Genomic DNA, 16,812 nt, shown 5'->3' on the forward strand with positions numbered 1-16,812 from the left:
GGACCGGAAGGATTTATCCTTTAACGGACCCAAGCATAATGCCTTTGACGAAATAACGTTGCAGGAAAGGATACACCGACAAAATCGGCAGAATGACGATCATGATCGTCGCGTATTTGAGCGTCTCCGGCATGACATTCATATTGCCAAGCTCGGCGCTATTGCCTTCTGCAGAAATTTGCAGCATATTGGCTCCCTCGATGACCTCCCGCAGAAATAGCATGAGCGGCCAGTTGTCCACGCTGCGAATATAGATGATCGCCGTGAAAAAGCTGTTCCAATAACCGACCGCTGCGAATAACGTCAATGTCGCAATAATCGGCATTGAAAGCGGGACGACGATTTTAAATAAAATGTAGGGCTCTGAAGCTCCGTCCATTTTCGCGGCTTCCTCCAGCTCCTCCGGAATGTTCTGCATAAAATTGATCATCAGAATCAAGCTGAATGCGGAGAACAGCGCAGGAAACACAAGTGCAGCCAGCGTATCTACCATACCGAGCGAGCGAATCAAATAAAAATTCGGAATGAGCCCGCCGTTGAACAGCATCGTGAAAATAACCAAATTGATCAGAAGCGCTCTGCCTTTCAGATGTAGCTTGGAGAGCGGATAAGCAGTAATAATGTACAGAAATATCCCTAATGCCACGCCGCTAATAGTAATAATTATCGTATTGAGATAACTTCTGGCCAGCACGGGATGCGAAAGGATATCCTTATAAGCATCGAACGTGATGTCGCTCGGCCATATGCGCATCGGGTTTTGCATATAAGCGGTATGCGAGCTGATCGAGACTGCGGCAACGTTCAGTAGAGGATACAGCATAACCACGCAGATCATAGATACAATCAGATAGATGGCGATGTCAAAAAGCTCGATTCTTTTTCGCAAGTTCCTTTACCTCCTACCATAATGACTTGCCGAACAGACGCGCAATCCGATTAGCGAATACGATCATAACAAGTCCAACAACCGATTTGAACAAGCCGACCGCAGCCGTGAAAGCGAGCCTTCCTTCCAGCAGCCCCACCCGGTATGTGTACGTTTCAAACACATCAGCCACTTTGTACGTGGCGGGATTGTACAACAAGAAAATTTGCTCGAAGCCGATATCCAAAATGCTTCCGACCCGCAAAATCAAAATGATGACGATCGTCGTTGCGATGCTGGGAAGCGAAATATACCATATTTTTTGTAGCCGGTTGGCTCCGTCAATTGTGGCTGCTTCGTAAAACGACGGATCGATGGACGTCAGCGCGGCCAGGTAAATAATCGTTCCCCAACCAAGCTCCTTCCATATTTCCGCGGAAATGAGAATCGTTCGGAAATATTCCGGCTTGAGCAGAAAATGAATCGGCTCCCCGCCCAAATCGACGATCAGTCGGTTGACCCAACCTGACGACGGGGACAGCATATTAATAACGATGCCGGCAATGACGACCCACGATATGAAGTGCGGCAAATACAGCACCGTTTGCGCAAATTTTTTGAACAACAGATTGCGCATTTCGTTGAGCAGAATGGCCAGCAGGATCGGCGCAGGAAATCCGAACAACACCTGATAGAAGCTGATGACGAGTGAATTTCGCAAGATCATGAAGAAATCGTCCGACTGGAACAAATAGCGAAAATTTTCGAAGCCGATCCATTCGCTTTCCGTTATGCCTTTAATCAAATTGAAATCTTGGAATGCAATTATAATTCCGAACATTGGAACGTACTTAAAAATAAACAGATAAAGAAATCCCGGTATAAGCAACATATACAGCCATTTGTTTTTTCTCATGTAGAGCCAGACGGGACTGGCTTTGCCGTTATTCATTCTTTTCTCCTCCCGAGGACGCTGCCGCCAGGCAGGTTACTCGCAAACGATTTCAACCACTCGCGCATGGTCCAGCCCATTCGTCGCGATGACCTCCAGACGGAGCGTCTTCAGATTTTTCAGCATTGCCGGCAAACGAATCATTCGCTCGTAATTATCCTTTATATGAGCAATTTCCTTCCTTCCGCCATCGTCGTGCGCAATCAGCCTGAATTCCTTCAGCGTTTCGGCTTGCGGCCGTCCCCACTGCATATGCTTCTGAAGCACATCCAAATGGCATAGCATCAGCAATCGGTGCAGCCCGGTATCGAGAACGATTGTAATTCGGGAAACTGTAACCGGCTCTGCCCACTCCAGCTCCAGCCACGGACTTTCATCTCCCGGCTCCGACATCCAGCGATGTGTGCCCGCCGTCGTCAAGTCGGGACGTACTCCCTTCTCCCCATGGACCGCGCGAGTGTGCCCGTCCACCACATTACTGCATCTTCCTTGCTCTTGCTCGGATGATGCGGAAATTCGAGCAAGCTTCGCGAGATTTCCTTCCAGCATACGACCCGGTAAAAAAGCTCCCTGCCGCAGCAATTGCTGCTGCGCCTCCTTCACGACACCGCTTTCACGATATGCTCGCTCTAGCGGCAACTTGTGCTTCACCGCCGTTGCTGCGAATGTTCCAAGCCCTTCTCCCATGACCGCGCATGTCGCCATTACCCTCGTGCTGGAGAAGGCGATATGAGTAGCCGACAAATTTCGGCCCGCGAACATCAGATTCGCAATATTCCTGCTAATCATCGAGCGCAGCGGAATGCTATACAAATACGGTGTAAACGGCTGATTGCAAGGTTCTTCGTCCTTCGCATCGATGCCCTGAGGCGGATGAGTATCCATCGACCAACCACCGTAAGCGATTACATCTTCGAAATCGACAGCCTGTTGAATATCGTTTTGTGTCAGGACATGCTCACCGATAAATCGTCTGGACTCTCTTTTGCCTGGCAGAAAACCGAACCAGTCCAGTGCCCAATTTGCAGAATCCGGGTGATGACCGCTATTTTTGATGTGATCCCATACCCCTAGCATGATCGCTAGCAATTCGTCGCGAATATACTCATTGTTCTTGATCGTATCCAGTGTTCCTCCGAATTCCACCCACCAATAGCCGAACTCCCATGTGTTGTGGTCTCTAAACTGCAAATCCTCCTCCGTAAACTTGCGGGCCCATGGCGGTGGAATAAACGGCATCGGGCGGCCCATATCTTTCGAGGTGAACAACAGGGAGGAGCCAAGCCGGTATGCGTCTCTATTCAGGTTCGCACCGGACTCATTAAATTCATGAGCCGCTTCACGGCCAGTCGTAAATGCGGCGCCCGCTTCAAATCCCAGCCTGCCGTCACCCGTACAGTCCGCGTAAATTGCGGCATGAATCGTAAAGCGGTCTTCCGTGCTCTCTCTAACCGCATGAACGGCACGAATCCGGGAATCCTCGACATCGGCTCCGACAACCGCCGTGTTCAACAACAGCGTCAAATTCGGTTCGGCGCGGCATTTCTCATACAAGATCAAATCCAGCATACTCGCGCTTCGTTGTGGATTTCGTACAGCGCATTCCAGCATGATTTCCTCAATAATGCCGCTTTCCCTGCGTTCCGCCTCCAGTTTCTTTCCAATGGTTGAAGCGCCGGATATATTCATGCGAATCTCTGACGAGGCATTCCCGCCCAGTACAGAACGATCCTGACACAAAATAACACTCGCGCCATTGCGCGCAGCCGCTAATGCGGCTGCTACTCCAGTCATCCCTCCGCCGGCGATCAAAACGTCCGTATCCAATATTTTCGAATTAGTCTCTCCCATCACTCATTGACTCCTTTACTTGCTATACTATATCTTTAATTATATGATACTATCTTTTATTCTCGTATTTGAATTCATAAAATTTACTTTTCATATCCAAAATTTCATTGAATCGACGAGGTGAACCAAGATGCCCGCAGACTTGCCCAAACTTATATGGCATAACTATTGGATTAAAAAAGATAAATTTCTGATGGAAGCGGATACCTATGCGACATGGGTGCTTTTCGCGGTGGAAGAAGGAAGTTTTGAATATCAGATCGGAGAAGATTACGGAGTAGCGGAGTTCGGCGACGTGGTCGTGTGCCCGCCCCAAATTGCTTTTCATCGGAACGTAATAACGCCTTTAAGCTTTCATTCCCTTACGTTCCTGCTCCCCGAAGGAGAAGAACAGCGGATTCAGCCCCTTCTTGCACAGCGGAAAATCAGACTGCCGCAAATCCGACGACTGTCCGAAAACTACAGCAGTTTACGACAAGCGGATCAGCAACTGTCCTATAATCCGAAAAGTCATAAGCTGCGGCAGCATTATTTAGTCGACATTTGGCTAATGATCACACGGCAGGCGATGGAATCCCCTGACACCGATTCTTTAGCCGGGCATGACGACTCCATTCGTGATGTCGTGGACTATTTGCATAACCATGCCCATAAGATGCTCGAAATCCGCCATGTCGCGCAGCAGTTCGGAATGACGCCTGTGAAACTGATTCGCAAGTTCAAAAAGAGCTATGGCGTCAACCCGTTGCAATACTTAACATCGTTCCGGGTCAAGCATGCGTGCAGACTGCTCTTGACCACGGAGTGGACGCTTGACGTCATTGCCGGAAATTGCGGCTACGAAAACGGCTTCTACCTCAGCCGCGTGTTCCGCAAGGAGATGGGCATAAGCCCGTCCGAGTTCCGCAAGCAGAATCGGTATTGAGGATGAATGCGGAGCGGTTGCACAGAAATATCGCTCCCCCACCGGGAGTTGCTTCCTGAGTAGGCGAGGCAAAAGCCAGCTTAAGCGCAACCTCTTCAAGATTTCCCAATTGAAGAGCTTGGTGGTTGTTGCCATTCGAATGAGTTCACAAAGCGCATATGCATTCATCAAAATAGGTAGCACCAACCAATTGTGTATGATATTTCATATACAATTGTGTTTTTCGCGCCACTTCTGCTTATTCTATATGAAATTTCATATACATTTGGCCATTTTGAGGTAGCACCGACCAGTTCTGTATGATATTTCATATACATTTGTGTTTTTCACGCCATTTCTGCCTATTCTATGTGAATTTTCATATACATTTGGCCATTTTGAGGTAGCACCAACCGTGATTTATCCTTTACTCCCCTCTAACGGTTGCAGGAAGCGCTAATCCGTCTAATAACCCGCTTTTTAATATCTAACGGTTGCAGTTGAGCTTATTTGCCTCAAATCGAGCAATATGAGTGAAATATTCACGAATAGCACCGATGACAACCGTTACAACTTTTAAACAGCTGTTTTTTGCAAAATAACGCTTCTCACGAGGCTGTCGATTCATTGTGGATAGTTGCAACAAGCAATAGAAGGGGTGGCCCTGCGATCAAGATTGGGATTCCGACCGCTGTTGTAGTCTAATTTTTATGAATAAATAACCCCTGTAAAGGAAAAAATCAGCCTACAAAGGCGGACGCTACCGCTTCTCCATTCCCATTCTTGCTCCGTTTCCCCTTACTCATTGCTTATCAATAGTTGCCCACAATTAATCGACAGTCTCCTCACAGCCGTTATAGTCGATCCATCATTTACTCGCTCTCTTGCACACTGGAGGTTGTCGATCCATCATTTACTTCACCTCCCGCTCCACCAGTCCCAACCTTTAATTTTTCAGAAATCCCTGCTCCTTAATCTTAAGGTTGACGACGCAGTTAATTACGACATCAGGATATTGTTCCTGCCAGTTCATTTTTTTCCACTCTTTATAAGACATGCTGTTTCGGACATGAATGCCGATGCCAAGGTTGTCGGTTTTTTTGCTTTGCAGCTGTTTAATGATTTTTTTTGCGCGCTCGGTTAACATTTCTGAAATGATATTCTCTAGCTGCTGCTTATCGGTTGGGCTGCCTAATTTCAGGTCACCATTATATTCCAGTAACGAAGCCAGTGCATTAACTTGTATGTTGACCGTAATTTGACCATTCTTCTCGTGTTTGACATTGAGCTTCCTCGAACTGTTCAAGGCGCTAAGCATGATCGTGGTATTCCCCGATGGATCGGTTAGATCGATACTGATTTCTCCTTGAATAAAGCTTCTTTTAAGAAAGAAAAAGATAACAGCATCATCCGATTGGATTTTGCTGACATATTTATCATCTTTAAAAAGCGCAATTCCATCAATGGCGATACTATTTCCTGCATCCCTAATGACTGGAGCAATCGGATCGATCCCGTCATCATAATAATCTCTTGAGAATGAATAGATCGTTGTTTCAGGAATAGATTGGCCCAATGATTCTTTTTCGATTAGATGATCAATATATTTTCCTGTTCGCGGATTTTCAGGAAAATCCTTTGAGAGCAAACTCCCAGCGTCTTCATTCACAACAACAATTTTCACTTGTTCGGCAATCGTAGGGTCTCTCTTCAACGTATCCATGTAGTCCATCAAGCCTTCTTTTGCTATCGGTATTCCAAATAAAGCCGTACGCAATTGACCGCTCACCAATATCAGATTCGTCTTTTTCGCCAGCTCTATCCGCGCTTTTTTGCCGCCTGTTGTTTCTGTATTAAGAATGAGTCTGGCGTTTGATTTTTGTATATCCGGATTTGCAATAGGAATGGATACCGTATACTTTAATTTTCCATTTGGGAGCAAATCATAGCTGGTAGACTGGATAAAGCCAGTTTTCTCCAAAATACGCTGATCGCCGCAGCTTGTCAGCAGGAGAAGGGCAATCATCACGCTGATAAATCGATATTTGTTACTCACTTCGCTCACCTCTCATTCTTTGCAGCAGAAGAAGGCTTATTAAAAATAGGGGCAGCCCGAATGAAATGCCAAACTCGAAATAGCCCAGCACTGTTAACCACTTCTCAACCACGCTCATTACATCAGGTATATAGGCAACAAAGTAGGAGAATAAAAGAATACCGGCTGTAATCAGTTTTCCGTTAATTGGAATGATTCTTGCGCAGGTCTCCTTCGCCGCCCACAAATACATAACCGATGTAATGATAATAGAGAACATAAAAAAGCCATAAAATAAAATTTCTGTCCCCTGCACGAATGGGAACTGAATATAGGCAAACATGCTTAACAATGGAAATTGCAATGTTTTTAAGTAATTATGCCCGTAAAAGCCGAAACTAACGAAACCTAGATATGTATACATAAGCGTAACAAATAAGTTTGCAGCAAGAATTGATTTTGTAAATTTTGATTTTTTATTGATATAAGGAAACAGGAGCAAACAAAGCTCAATGCCCAAAAAAGCTAAATAGATGTTAGAAAAGCTTTGTATAGTTATAGTGCTGTCTTGAAAAATAAAAGGCGTAAGCCTTGCCCATTTAAAGTCGTAATAAAAGTAAAACAGTAGGAACACCATCCAAATAATGGACCAAAAAAACACCGCAGCCGCTTTCGAAATATTATAAACTCCTTTAATGATGAGGCTAAAAGCCAATATATCGAATACTAGCTTAAATAACATCGGATTGGTTGTGGGAAATGCAATCATTTGAAAGACCAGCAAATATTGTTTTGCAACCAGGCAGCCAATTAATGACCATACTAATAGCAGAAACAGATATAAGGGGAAAAGTATAATCTTAGAGATTGATTGTTCCATAATGTCAAATATGGATTTTCCCTTTCCCATTCGATATACAACAGCCATCAATAAAATATTTGCACAAACAATCAAAGAAACAAGCGGAACTGCCAGCCATCCATTGGTCCCAAATTGTTCAGCAAGACGGCGAGATAAGCTAAATATGACCATACCTGACTGCGTCATATAGATCAAAATGGCCAAATGAAAGGGTGATAATTTCTCTTGAATTCTAGTCTCCATTTTTATTTTCTCATCCTATTTCTAATCGTATTTGGCGACTTGCTTTGCGTGGGCCTTCTTTTCAGAAATTTAAAAGGGGCTACGATAAACGTGTCCTTCCAATCCATCGGCTGGAATGGTGCAACAGGCGTGAGATAAGAAGTCCCTAAACTGGTCAGTCCAGATATGTGAATGACAATTGCAGCAATTCCAACAGCCAAACCAAAGTTTCCCCATATTCCTGCCAAAATAATCAAACCAAAGCGAAGCAGCCTTATCGATGCGCTCATAACAAAAGTTGGCGTAACGAAAGAAGCAATGGCTGAAGAAGCAACTGCAATAATCAGGATATTGCTCGTCAAGCCAGCCTGCACTGCGGCTTGTCCAATTACGATACCGCCAACAATACCGATCGTTTGACCAATTTTGGACGGAAGCCGGGCGCCCGCTTCCCGGAGCAGCTCTATAGTCGTTTCCATTATTAATGCTTCAATTAGAGGCGGAAAAGGAACCTTATAGCGCGATTCCGTTAAAGTTAAAAGCAGATTTTCAGGAATCATTTCGTAATGATAGGTTGTGACCGAGACATATAGCGCCGTAAATGAGAGCGTAATAAAAAGCGCAAGAAATCTTAATAATCTGCTAGCGGTTCCGAGCATCCAACGCTGATTATAGTCATCGGAAGAAGAGAAATATTCAAAAAATGAAGTTGGAGCGCTAAAGGCGGAAGGACTGCCATCAACAAACACGACAATTCGGCCCGAAACTAATTTTGAAGCCATCGCTTCCGGGCGCTCGGACGTAAAAAATTGCGGAAAAATAGACAGCGGAGAATCGTCTATGAATTGCAGCAGCATATGCGTATCGAACAAGGAATCAATTTCAATATTGGATATTCTATGAGTAGCTTCATTCACATAATCCATATTGACTATATTTTTAATATAAAGGAGATATACATCTGTTTTCGTAACTTCCCCAACCGAAAGCTTGATCGTCTTCAAGTGTGAGCTTTTGATCCGTTGACGTATTAAAGATAAGTTCGTTCCGATTTGTTCAGTAAATGCGTCATGTGCGCCGATAATAACCGTTTCTGTTTCCGATTGGGAAACCGTACGGGATTGAAGGCCAAAAATATCAATAAGAAAAACATTGCGCCCATGAAAAATGGCTACTTCCCCAGCTAAGATTCCAGTAATTAAGTCTTTGCTTTCTTTAATTTTGGTAAATTGAGATTGTTGTAATACTGCCGAAATATCATTAGCAGATGTATTTATAAGAGGAGATATAACATCTCTATGTAATTTGTCTTGATCGATCTGATGACTGAAATAAACCAGGTCAAGGCTGAATTCTGGGTAAGAACGATGAGTAATATCGATACAATCTTCAAATTCCGATAAAGTATGCGCTAGTGTCAGCGATTTGGATTTGCGATTCCATAACATAAAATACACACCTTTAATCTCGTATAGTATCTTGTTACTGTTTCCCTCTCGCACCATTTTTATGACTAGGACATTCTTATGGATTAAATAGAGGGTGTCGACTAATTGTGGATAGGGCAACAAGCAAGTAAAAGGGGGCCACTGCGATCAAGTTTGGGATTCCAACCGCTGTTGTAGTCCAATTTTTTAGATAAATAACTCCTGTAAAAGATAAAATTGGCCCACAAAGGCGGACGCTGCCGCTTCTCCATTCCCAATCTTGCTCTCCGTTCCCCTTTCTTATTGCTTATCAATAGTTGCCCACAATTAATCGACACTCTCAGATAGCACCTTAAATTATTGCAAAAAAGGCAATCCCCGTCATATTCATGACTGATGGACTGCCCTAATTCGCTTATTTTTTATTCAAAAAATTAAAGATGGCTTGTGCTGCCTCAGCTCGATTAACGGAAGCCTTAGGAGCAAAGTTATTGTTGCCCCGTCCAATCATAATGCCCTGTTCTGCCAAAGCCCTGATTGCTTCTTTTGCCCATGCAGAAATTTGAGCGTCATCTGCATAGCTTTGCGCCTCAGAAGCCTGGATCGCTTGCTTTGTTTGCCACTCCAGCGCTCTCTTCAGCATAACTGCCATCTCCTCGCGCGTTATCGAAGCCTGAGGGTTAAAGCGATTGTCTCCTTGACCGTTAACTAGGCCAGCCTGCGCTGCGGCACTAACTACACCTGCATACCATGCATCAGGACTTATATCCGCAAACGTTTTACTGCCTCCTTCAGCCAGCCCGATCGCTCTTGCCAGCAAAGCTGTGAATTCAGCTCTCGTAATTTCGCGAGAAGGTGCGAACTTAGCTGTTGTTGTGCCTTTAATAATCTGTCTGGCAGCAAGCTCACGGATTGCTTCCTGCGCCCACTGGACTTTCGATAGATCATCAAATTTCTTCACAAATACCAAGACTGCAATTTGCCCGCCCTGAAGCAGCTGAACGGTTAGGCGATCACCAGTTACCTTTTCATCCATATAGATAAGCTCTCCATCTGCGCCAATCTGATACACATAGTAGTTCGCCAGCTTATCCTTAGCGGCTAACAATGAAAGCGTCAGCGGAGCTTTAAACGGCTTAGCCGCTTGCTCTTTATCGCCATTTGTCCATTTCACCAGCACTTCCCAAACTTTATCCGGCAAAGAAACATCGGCATATTGTCTCTTTGCAGCAAGCGATGCCAAGCTTTGTCCTTCTTCCTCTGCCAATGCTCTCAGCTCCAGCTTAAGCTTCTCAGAGCCTTCTGCTTCACTCGATTTCAATAATTCGTCTATCCACTCAGGGCTAAGCACTAGCTGAGCATCACCCTGCTCAATAGTAAGAGATTTGTTCTTGCCATGCAGCTGTTTCAAAATATCAAGCAAGAGAACTGCCGCTTCCTGATCGGCCCCCAATACAATTACCGGCTGATCTAAAGCTATATCCTGCTGCTTCACAACATACTCGCCAGGTTTCGAACCCGAGTCAGGGTTACCGCCGGTATAAGGCGGATTTGACGGATCAACTGGTTCAACCGGGTCAACAGTCAGCGCCTTCATTTCAAAGGCAACATAATTGACTGTCGAAGCGCCATCCATAATTCCATTGTCCGTTAAGCTAAGCGCTGCTGTGCTTGAAGGCTCTATGACATTAATATGTGCCGTAACCCCTATCTTGCGGCCTTCTTCAGCCGTTATGCCAATCGTTGTCCAAGGTATAGCCATCTCTACCTGATAACCATCCGCAGTCCGTGTGCTTTTTTGAATAATGTCTTGTGTCAGATTCGCATTAGGAGCACCGTTATAATAGATTTCAGGATCATCCACTCTAATGGTGTATTGATGCGTTCTGTCATCGCGCACACCTTGCACAAATTCACTGTCCACAAACAATTCTACGCTTGTTTCTTCCCATACGGGACGCGCTTTAGGGACATGAATATTGCCGTCCTTCACATCAAAGGCTGCGTACAAATGAGTCGGGCTCCACAATAAGCCTAATCTTCCTCCGCTAGTCTCATCAAGCAAGTTGCCGAAGGCCATATAACCAATATTCCAATTGGTGTTCCAAGCTGCTTCATCTATAATGCCGTCGATATTCATTGAAGCCATATTTACAGCTTCAAGGTTATAAGTCTGTTTTTCTTTCACAAATTTTTTCGGCATCCAAGCAGAAGAAGATACGTCATCCTGGGAAATGTCCTCCGTTAAAGAGAGCTTACCAGATGCCGCCAAGCTGGAATTATCGACATCCTTGTCATTTACATGTGCGGTGAGTCCGATAATATTGCCTTCCACCGGATTAATATCTAGCGATCGCCAAGGAATAGCGATTTCCATGTTATAGCCTTCTGCTGTTGCAGCGTAGCTGTATTTAATTTTTTCATTGGCTTTTGGTGTTTCCCTATAAATATGCACTTGCGGATCAGCTGCCCGAAACACATATCTGGCCGTATGATCATCATATGCGCCTTGCTTGCCTGTTCCATCCACATAAATTTCCAAGGAATCATCATCCCACGGGTTGGCTGCGCCAGAATTGATAACATGCTGGTCTTTAACTGCAGCCGCTACAAATAAATACTCATCATTGTAATGGAAGGAGACAGATGCTTCATTGTCACTCGTGCCTGTTTTATGCGTGAGAGATGTGCGCGCTTGCCACATCGGTTCATTCAGCTTGCCATCCACATAAGGAACAACCTGGCTGGAATTTAGCTCATACTGCTTCATCGCTTCCGTATCCACGCCCAGCAAATGAAGGTCGCTGAAATACAGCTCTGCTTCCTGATTGCCCGGCAATGTCCAGAACAGGATCGTTGCTATGCTCGCTCTGTTATTTTTAAGCTCAGAAAGGTCGAATGATAAATGATTGCTGCCTGCAATTATGGTGCCCATCCGGTGGTCTGAAGGAGCGCCATCTTTATCGAAAAACTTTATAAAAATATCTCTTGGCTCGTTGCTCGCATTGAAAATATCCAATTCTACCGTTTCGGCCCAAGTAAAATCCTGCAGTTCCTGGCTTACAGGAATACGAATGCCAGGATAGCTTTCCTGATTGCTTGTTGGAATTTTCACTTTCAGCGCTTTGCCGTCTCCGGTCGCATGTTCATCGGTAATACCTAACAGTGTAACGCCGTATTCAGTTGTTATACCGCTAATCGACTGCTGATCAGGGAAATTATGAATGACCCGTTTCTGCATAATCGGCTCCAGCGTGCGGGACTTAATGATCACGTGCTTTGTAACCGTACGCTCGACAGCGCCTTTTTTAAGCTTTATAGCGACTTCGTTCATACCCAAATTAAAATCCATAATGTAGCTGTAACGATCGCTCACACTATTGCCTGGAATTGCTTCAGCATTAATCGCTACGTTGTTAATGGAAACCTCAGTCCCCTTTTCAGCAAATACAACAACTTCTTTTTTGGCATATTCATTAGGCTGATCATTAAATATGACTAGTGCTTGCGGATTCAGTGCCAGCTCTTCAATAAAATCGGCAACTTCACTTCTTACCTGCTGCAGCTCCTCTGCATTTTTAGTAAACGACTTTACATTAGTAAACAAGCGGTCATAATACGGTTGGATCAGCTCCTTTGCCGATACCTCTATTCCCAACTGCTGCGCCGCTTGATTAATCCGATCTTCCAGAAGCCACAAATACTCATAATCCTGATTGCCATCACGAATGGCTTGCAGCCTTAATGTAGCAATTGGGCTATTCATGCCGTATTTAGCACCCGGATACAAAATATATCCGTCGCCGTTTGCTCCCGGGAATGCCAGCGGATCGTTCCAAATATTGCGTTCCGTATAATGTGTACCGGTCCATTTTCCATAAATATTAACCGCCCAATACAAGTTCCCCTCAATATCGTAGGAATGCTGCATCCAAGGCACCAGACGTGCACTTATTAAATCATCATCAAGATGATACGACGGATACGGATTAGACGGCACGACACAGCCATACCACCATATATTACCTCCATCGGCTTTAAATTCTGCTACCTGCTGCAAATACTCCTTACTCTCGAACTCACGGAACAAAGGCGTGAATGTATTAACATCGTCTATAAGCGCAGGATGAAGACCAGTCGTCACAATATGTCTTAAATTAGGATCAATAGCAGCGATTTGTTGGCTGCGCTCTATTACCTTTGGGAACATGGCCGTTGTCGGCTCATCAATTTCTGCTCCTAAATAGTAATAGGCTTTATCCAGCAGCCCTTTCGACTTCAGGTCATTAACTAGTTCCTGCGCTCTGCCGCTTTCAAAGTCGCCTACCGTATAAGGTAAATTATAGGCAGATACACGTGGATCGTTAATGTAAGGCGCAGCATCGATTACATACTGGTCGTAATCATCTGTCGGGATAGGCAATGCCGTTGGCGTAACGTGATAGTTCAATAGAAATTCATAATAATTCTCCATAATGTCCCAAAACTCAGGCGATCCTTCAACAAGACCTGGGTAACCATATGGAAGCATCCAGCCCCACACAGCAAACGCCGTTTGTGCATGGTTTTCTTCAGGCAGAGCAAAGTCTCTAACCTTTACTGTAATCGGCACCTGCTCAACATTGCCATTAGCCGTTACGGAAATAGTACCGTTGTAAACGCCAGCAGGCGTATTCGCTTCCGTTTTTACCGTAAACCAAATTGCTTGATTATTGCCGCTTTCCACTTGGATGGAGCCATGCAAGTCCATATACGGCGAATATGGAATTAAAGCATCCGGATACCAGCCCGGCTCATGAGCGCCATTTGACTTGGCCGTTGTTTTCACATAATGCTGCACAAGCACCTCGATATCACTGGCAGGAATGATAGTGCTGCCCGAGCTCAAATCTGATATAGCCGCTTCCGTTATGTTGACATATCCGTTATCAGCTGTAAGCAAAACCTGACCGCTTTGATATTCACGACCCGCCATTTCAAGCTTCACTTCATTTGAAGAAAGCGGGGCAGCATCACGTTTCAAGCTCATTGTGCTAGGCGCTGTCCAAATGCGATACGTGCCTTCAACTGGCTGCGGGCCATCATTTAATTGAACGAAAGAGACATCATCCAAGTAAACCCGGCCAGTGCCTCCTGACATCATCAAATAAGGCTTCACACTTTTTGCGCCCTCTAAAGGCTTAAATCGGTAGGTGAAATGCTGCCAATCGCCGGTAAACTCTTCCCCCTCCATTTTTTTGTGCGGCGCACCTATCCATCCATTATTTTCATTAAAGAAATCCAAATTTAGCAGCGGACGTCCAGCCATTTCCGGATCTACTATCTTGATCCAAACCGAGAACTCATATTCTTCTGTATCCTTCACAGGCAAGGACTCTATAGGCTCCCAGTTCGGCAAACCCTCTCCCGTAGAATGATCTATAAAAATACTATACATGCCGGAATGCTTTTCTTGGTCGCTGATGCCAAAATCCGTTCCCAATTGACCCGCTGAATGCTGCCAGCCAACCGGCTTGCCTCCTGAAATTAGCTCAAAGCCAGCATTATTTAGCATATTACCAGAGGACGCTGCTTCTGCCTTCGGAACATAGCCTGTGCCTGAAAAAAACGGTATAACAAGACTTAATATTAAAAGTTGAACAGCCCATTTTTTACTTCTTGATTTCCACCTATTCACAAAAATCACTCCTTTACTATTTATCTCTCCGAAACTCCTATTAGTCTGAAGAATATATCTGTCTTAGAGTCGTACCTCCTCTCTTAAAATTCACTCACTTCCTTCCTCTCCTCCTTTGGAAGCGCTTACACGAAACGAACCTAGGGACGATGCATGGACACGTGCTTTTCCATACATGCCTATCCCTATTCAATCAGCCTTTCATTGCCCCCATCGTTGCGCCTTCCATAATTTTGCGTTGGAACATCATATAGAAAATGACTGAAGGAATCATTACGATAACGACCCCCGCAAACATCGTTACCCAATCTGATGTATACTGCATCTTCATGTTCGCCTGATACATATTTACGCCAATCGTATACTTAGCCGGATCGCTTAAATATATAAAAGGGCCCAGGAAATTGTTGTACAGTCCTAAAAACTTAAATATCGCAACGGTTACAATACCAGGTGTTGACAATGGAATAATGATGCGCCAAAACGTCTGATAAATAGATGCTCCATCCATATAAGCACTTTCCTCTAGATCCTTCGGCAAAGAGGACATAAATCCGCCCAGCAGCATTAAGAAAAATACGTTCTCTCCGAAACTATCCAATATAACGAGCCCAGACAAGCTATTCGTTAAGTTCAAGCTTTTCATCAATATATACTGAGGCACTAAAGCATTGATCCCGGGCAAAAATAGAGATAGCATTATAAGTCCCCATATAAATGCTCTGCCGCGAAATTGCATTCTCGTAAGCGCATAGGCATTAAGCGTTGTCAAAAAAGTGCCAATTACTAAACTTACCCCTACATAATAGACAGTGTTCAACATAGATTGCCCAATATTATAGGACGTCCATGCTTTCTCATAGTTGGCCCAATTCAAGCTTGTTGGCAGCGCCCATATATCCTGAAAAAATTCCACATTTGTCCTCAGTGATTGATAAGCTATCCATACTACCGGAAAAATAATGGTAGCTGCCCAAAAGAACAGTGCCAGCCTCCAAATGTAATCCATAAATGTTCGCCGTTCAGCCATCCTCGCTCCTCCCCTCGCAAGTTATTAAAACTCAATAGATTCCTCTGGATAATATTTATCAATGATCAGTTTTGCTCCTATCAAGATGACAAATAGCAGCATGCCAATTGCAGAAGCATAACCATAATTGTGATATTCTTTTCCAAAGGCCAGATTAAACATATATAGCCCGATTACATCTGTTGAGCCTTCAGGTCCGCCATTGGTCAGAATCATAATCATTTCAAAGCCTTTGAGTGATCCTAGCACAACAAAAACGACACAGACCCGAATAACATTGCGAATGAGCGGTATCGTAATTTTAAAGAGCAGCTCCATCGGCCGAGCGCCTTCGAGCTGTGCCGCTTCATATAGCGATTTGGGTATGGCGCTCATAGCATTAATAAAAATGATCACATATAATCCTACGCCGCCCCATACCATCGGCAGCACAAGCGCCCAGATGGCAGTCTTCGTACTGCCAAGCCAATAAAAATCATTCATCTTTAAGCCGGACAATTCAATGATGCCGTTAAGCAAGCCAAAGCTGCCGTCAAAAATAAATGCCCATAACAAAGCTACAACTACTGTAGAAAGCACATTAGTAAAAAAATAAATCACTTTATACCAGGCGTTTTCCTTGTAGGACTTCATATTGAGCAAATAGGCAAGCAATAATGAAATAAATACAATAAGCGCAGGCACAATAATCATATAGATGACATTATGATATAAAGCGCGCCAAACGAATTTGTCTTTTACCAGATGAACAAAGTTATCAAAGCCTACATATTTGGGCGCTGTTAAGCCATCCCATTCTAAAAAGGAATAATAGACGGACATAATGTTTGGATATAACGTAAATAAAATATAGCCGAGCAAGGATGGAGCGATAGCAATAATCAAAAATGTCATCTTCTGCCGGCTGGCTTTATTCGTTTTTTTCTTCGGCTTTGCCGCTGTTTGTGCCGGTCTAAGTTCAGCATCCAATGCGCATTCTTCCTC

The 16,812-nt window shown here is 44.4% G+C and carries 10 protein-coding genes; 1 reads left to right on the forward strand and 9 read right to left on the reverse strand.

The genetic code is table 11. From position 1 onward, the window contains the following. Window positions 1-13: 13 nt before the first annotated feature. From ACRRU2_RS04585 to ACRRU2_RS04595, 3 genes are read right to left on the reverse strand one after another with little or no spacing between them, the layout of a single operon-like run. Entirely contained in the window at window positions 14-889 is an 876-nt protein-coding gene (locus tag ACRRU2_RS04585) for a carbohydrate ABC transporter permease (protein WP_331702241.1), read from the reverse strand. A gap of 13 nt (window positions 890-902) precedes the next feature. After that, window positions 903-1,820, reverse strand: coding sequence for an ABC transporter permease (locus ACRRU2_RS04590; RefSeq protein ID WP_331702240.1), 918 nt, complete (start codon window positions 1,818-1,820; stop codon window positions 903-905). A gap of 36 nt (window positions 1,821-1,856) precedes the next feature. Further along, window positions 1,857-3,671 carry an FAD-dependent oxidoreductase gene (locus ACRRU2_RS04595; protein WP_432500125.1) on the reverse strand — a complete coding sequence of 605 codons (1,815 nt, stop codon included), beginning with the start codon at window positions 3,669-3,671 and terminating at the stop codon, window positions 1,857-1,859. A 130-nt stretch (window positions 3,672-3,801) separates the two neighbouring features. Between ACRRU2_RS04595 and ACRRU2_RS04600 the strand changes: the two genes are divergently transcribed. Then, window positions 3,802-4,596 (forward strand): helix-turn-helix domain-containing protein, encoded by a 795-nt coding sequence (locus ACRRU2_RS04600; protein ID WP_432500126.1) that lies wholly within the window; start codon window positions 3,802-3,804, stop codon window positions 4,594-4,596. Window positions 4,597-5,521: 925 nt separating this feature from the next. Here the strand turns inward: ACRRU2_RS04600 and ACRRU2_RS04605 are convergent. The 6 genes from ACRRU2_RS04605 to ACRRU2_RS04630 form a co-directional block, all read right to left on the reverse strand. Beyond that, on the reverse strand, window positions 5,522-6,631 hold the full coding sequence (locus ACRRU2_RS04605; RefSeq protein WP_331702236.1) for a Ger(x)C family spore germination protein: 1,110 nt from the start codon (window positions 6,629-6,631) through the stop codon (window positions 5,522-5,524). After that, on the reverse strand, window positions 6,624-7,715 hold the full coding sequence (locus ACRRU2_RS04610; RefSeq protein ID WP_432500127.1) for a GerAB/ArcD/ProY family transporter: 1,092 nt from the start codon (window positions 7,713-7,715) through the stop codon (window positions 6,624-6,626). Before ACRRU2_RS04610 ends, ACRRU2_RS04605 begins: the two co-directional genes overlap by 8 nt. Before the next feature lie 2 nt (window positions 7,716-7,717). Further along, window positions 7,718-9,142, reverse strand: coding sequence for a spore germination protein (locus ACRRU2_RS04615; RefSeq protein ID WP_432500128.1), 1,425 nt, complete (start codon window positions 9,140-9,142; stop codon window positions 7,718-7,720). Window positions 9,143-9,536: 394 nt separating this feature from the next. Next, window positions 9,537-14,798 carry a glycoside hydrolase domain-containing protein gene (locus ACRRU2_RS04620; protein ID WP_432500129.1) on the reverse strand — a complete coding sequence of 1,754 codons (5,262 nt, stop codon included), beginning with the start codon at window positions 14,796-14,798 and terminating at the stop codon, window positions 9,537-9,539. A 193-nt stretch (window positions 14,799-14,991) separates the two neighbouring features. Further along, a complete protein-coding gene (locus ACRRU2_RS04625; RefSeq protein ID WP_331702232.1) occupies window positions 14,992-15,828 on the reverse strand; it encodes a carbohydrate ABC transporter permease in 837 nt (278 codons plus the stop codon). A gap of 24 nt (window positions 15,829-15,852) precedes the next feature. Next, window positions 15,853-16,797, reverse strand: coding sequence for a carbohydrate ABC transporter permease (locus ACRRU2_RS04630; RefSeq protein WP_432500131.1), 945 nt, complete (start codon window positions 16,795-16,797; stop codon window positions 15,853-15,855). Window positions 16,798-16,812 lie beyond the last annotated feature (15 nt).

The sequence above is a fragment of the Paenibacillus sp. GXUN7292 genome, assembly GCF_050864975.1.
GTDB lineage: Bacteria > Bacillota > Bacilli > Paenibacillales > Paenibacillaceae > Pristimantibacillus.

Coding starts and splice junctions, on each gene's coding strand:
- ACRRU2_RS04595 (WP_432500125.1), bottom strand. CDS start 3,671: ATGGGAGAGACTAATTCGAAAATATTGGATACGGACGTTTTGATCGCC.
- ACRRU2_RS04600 (WP_432500126.1), top strand. CDS start 3,802: ATGCCCGCAGACTTGCCCAAACTTATATGGCATAACTATTGGATTAAA.
- ACRRU2_RS04590 (WP_331702240.1), bottom strand. CDS start 1,820: ATGAATAACGGCAAAGCCAGTCCCGTCTGGCTCTACATGAGAAAAAAC.
- ACRRU2_RS04615 (WP_432500128.1), bottom strand. CDS start 9,142: ATGTTATGGAATCGCAAATCCAAATCGCTGACACTAGCGCATACTTTA.
- ACRRU2_RS04625 (WP_331702232.1), bottom strand. CDS start 15,828: ATGGCTGAACGGCGAACATTTATGGATTACATTTGGAGGCTGGCACTG.
- ACRRU2_RS04610 (WP_432500127.1), bottom strand. CDS start 7,715: ATGGAGACTAGAATTCAAGAGAAATTATCACCCTTTCATTTGGCCATT.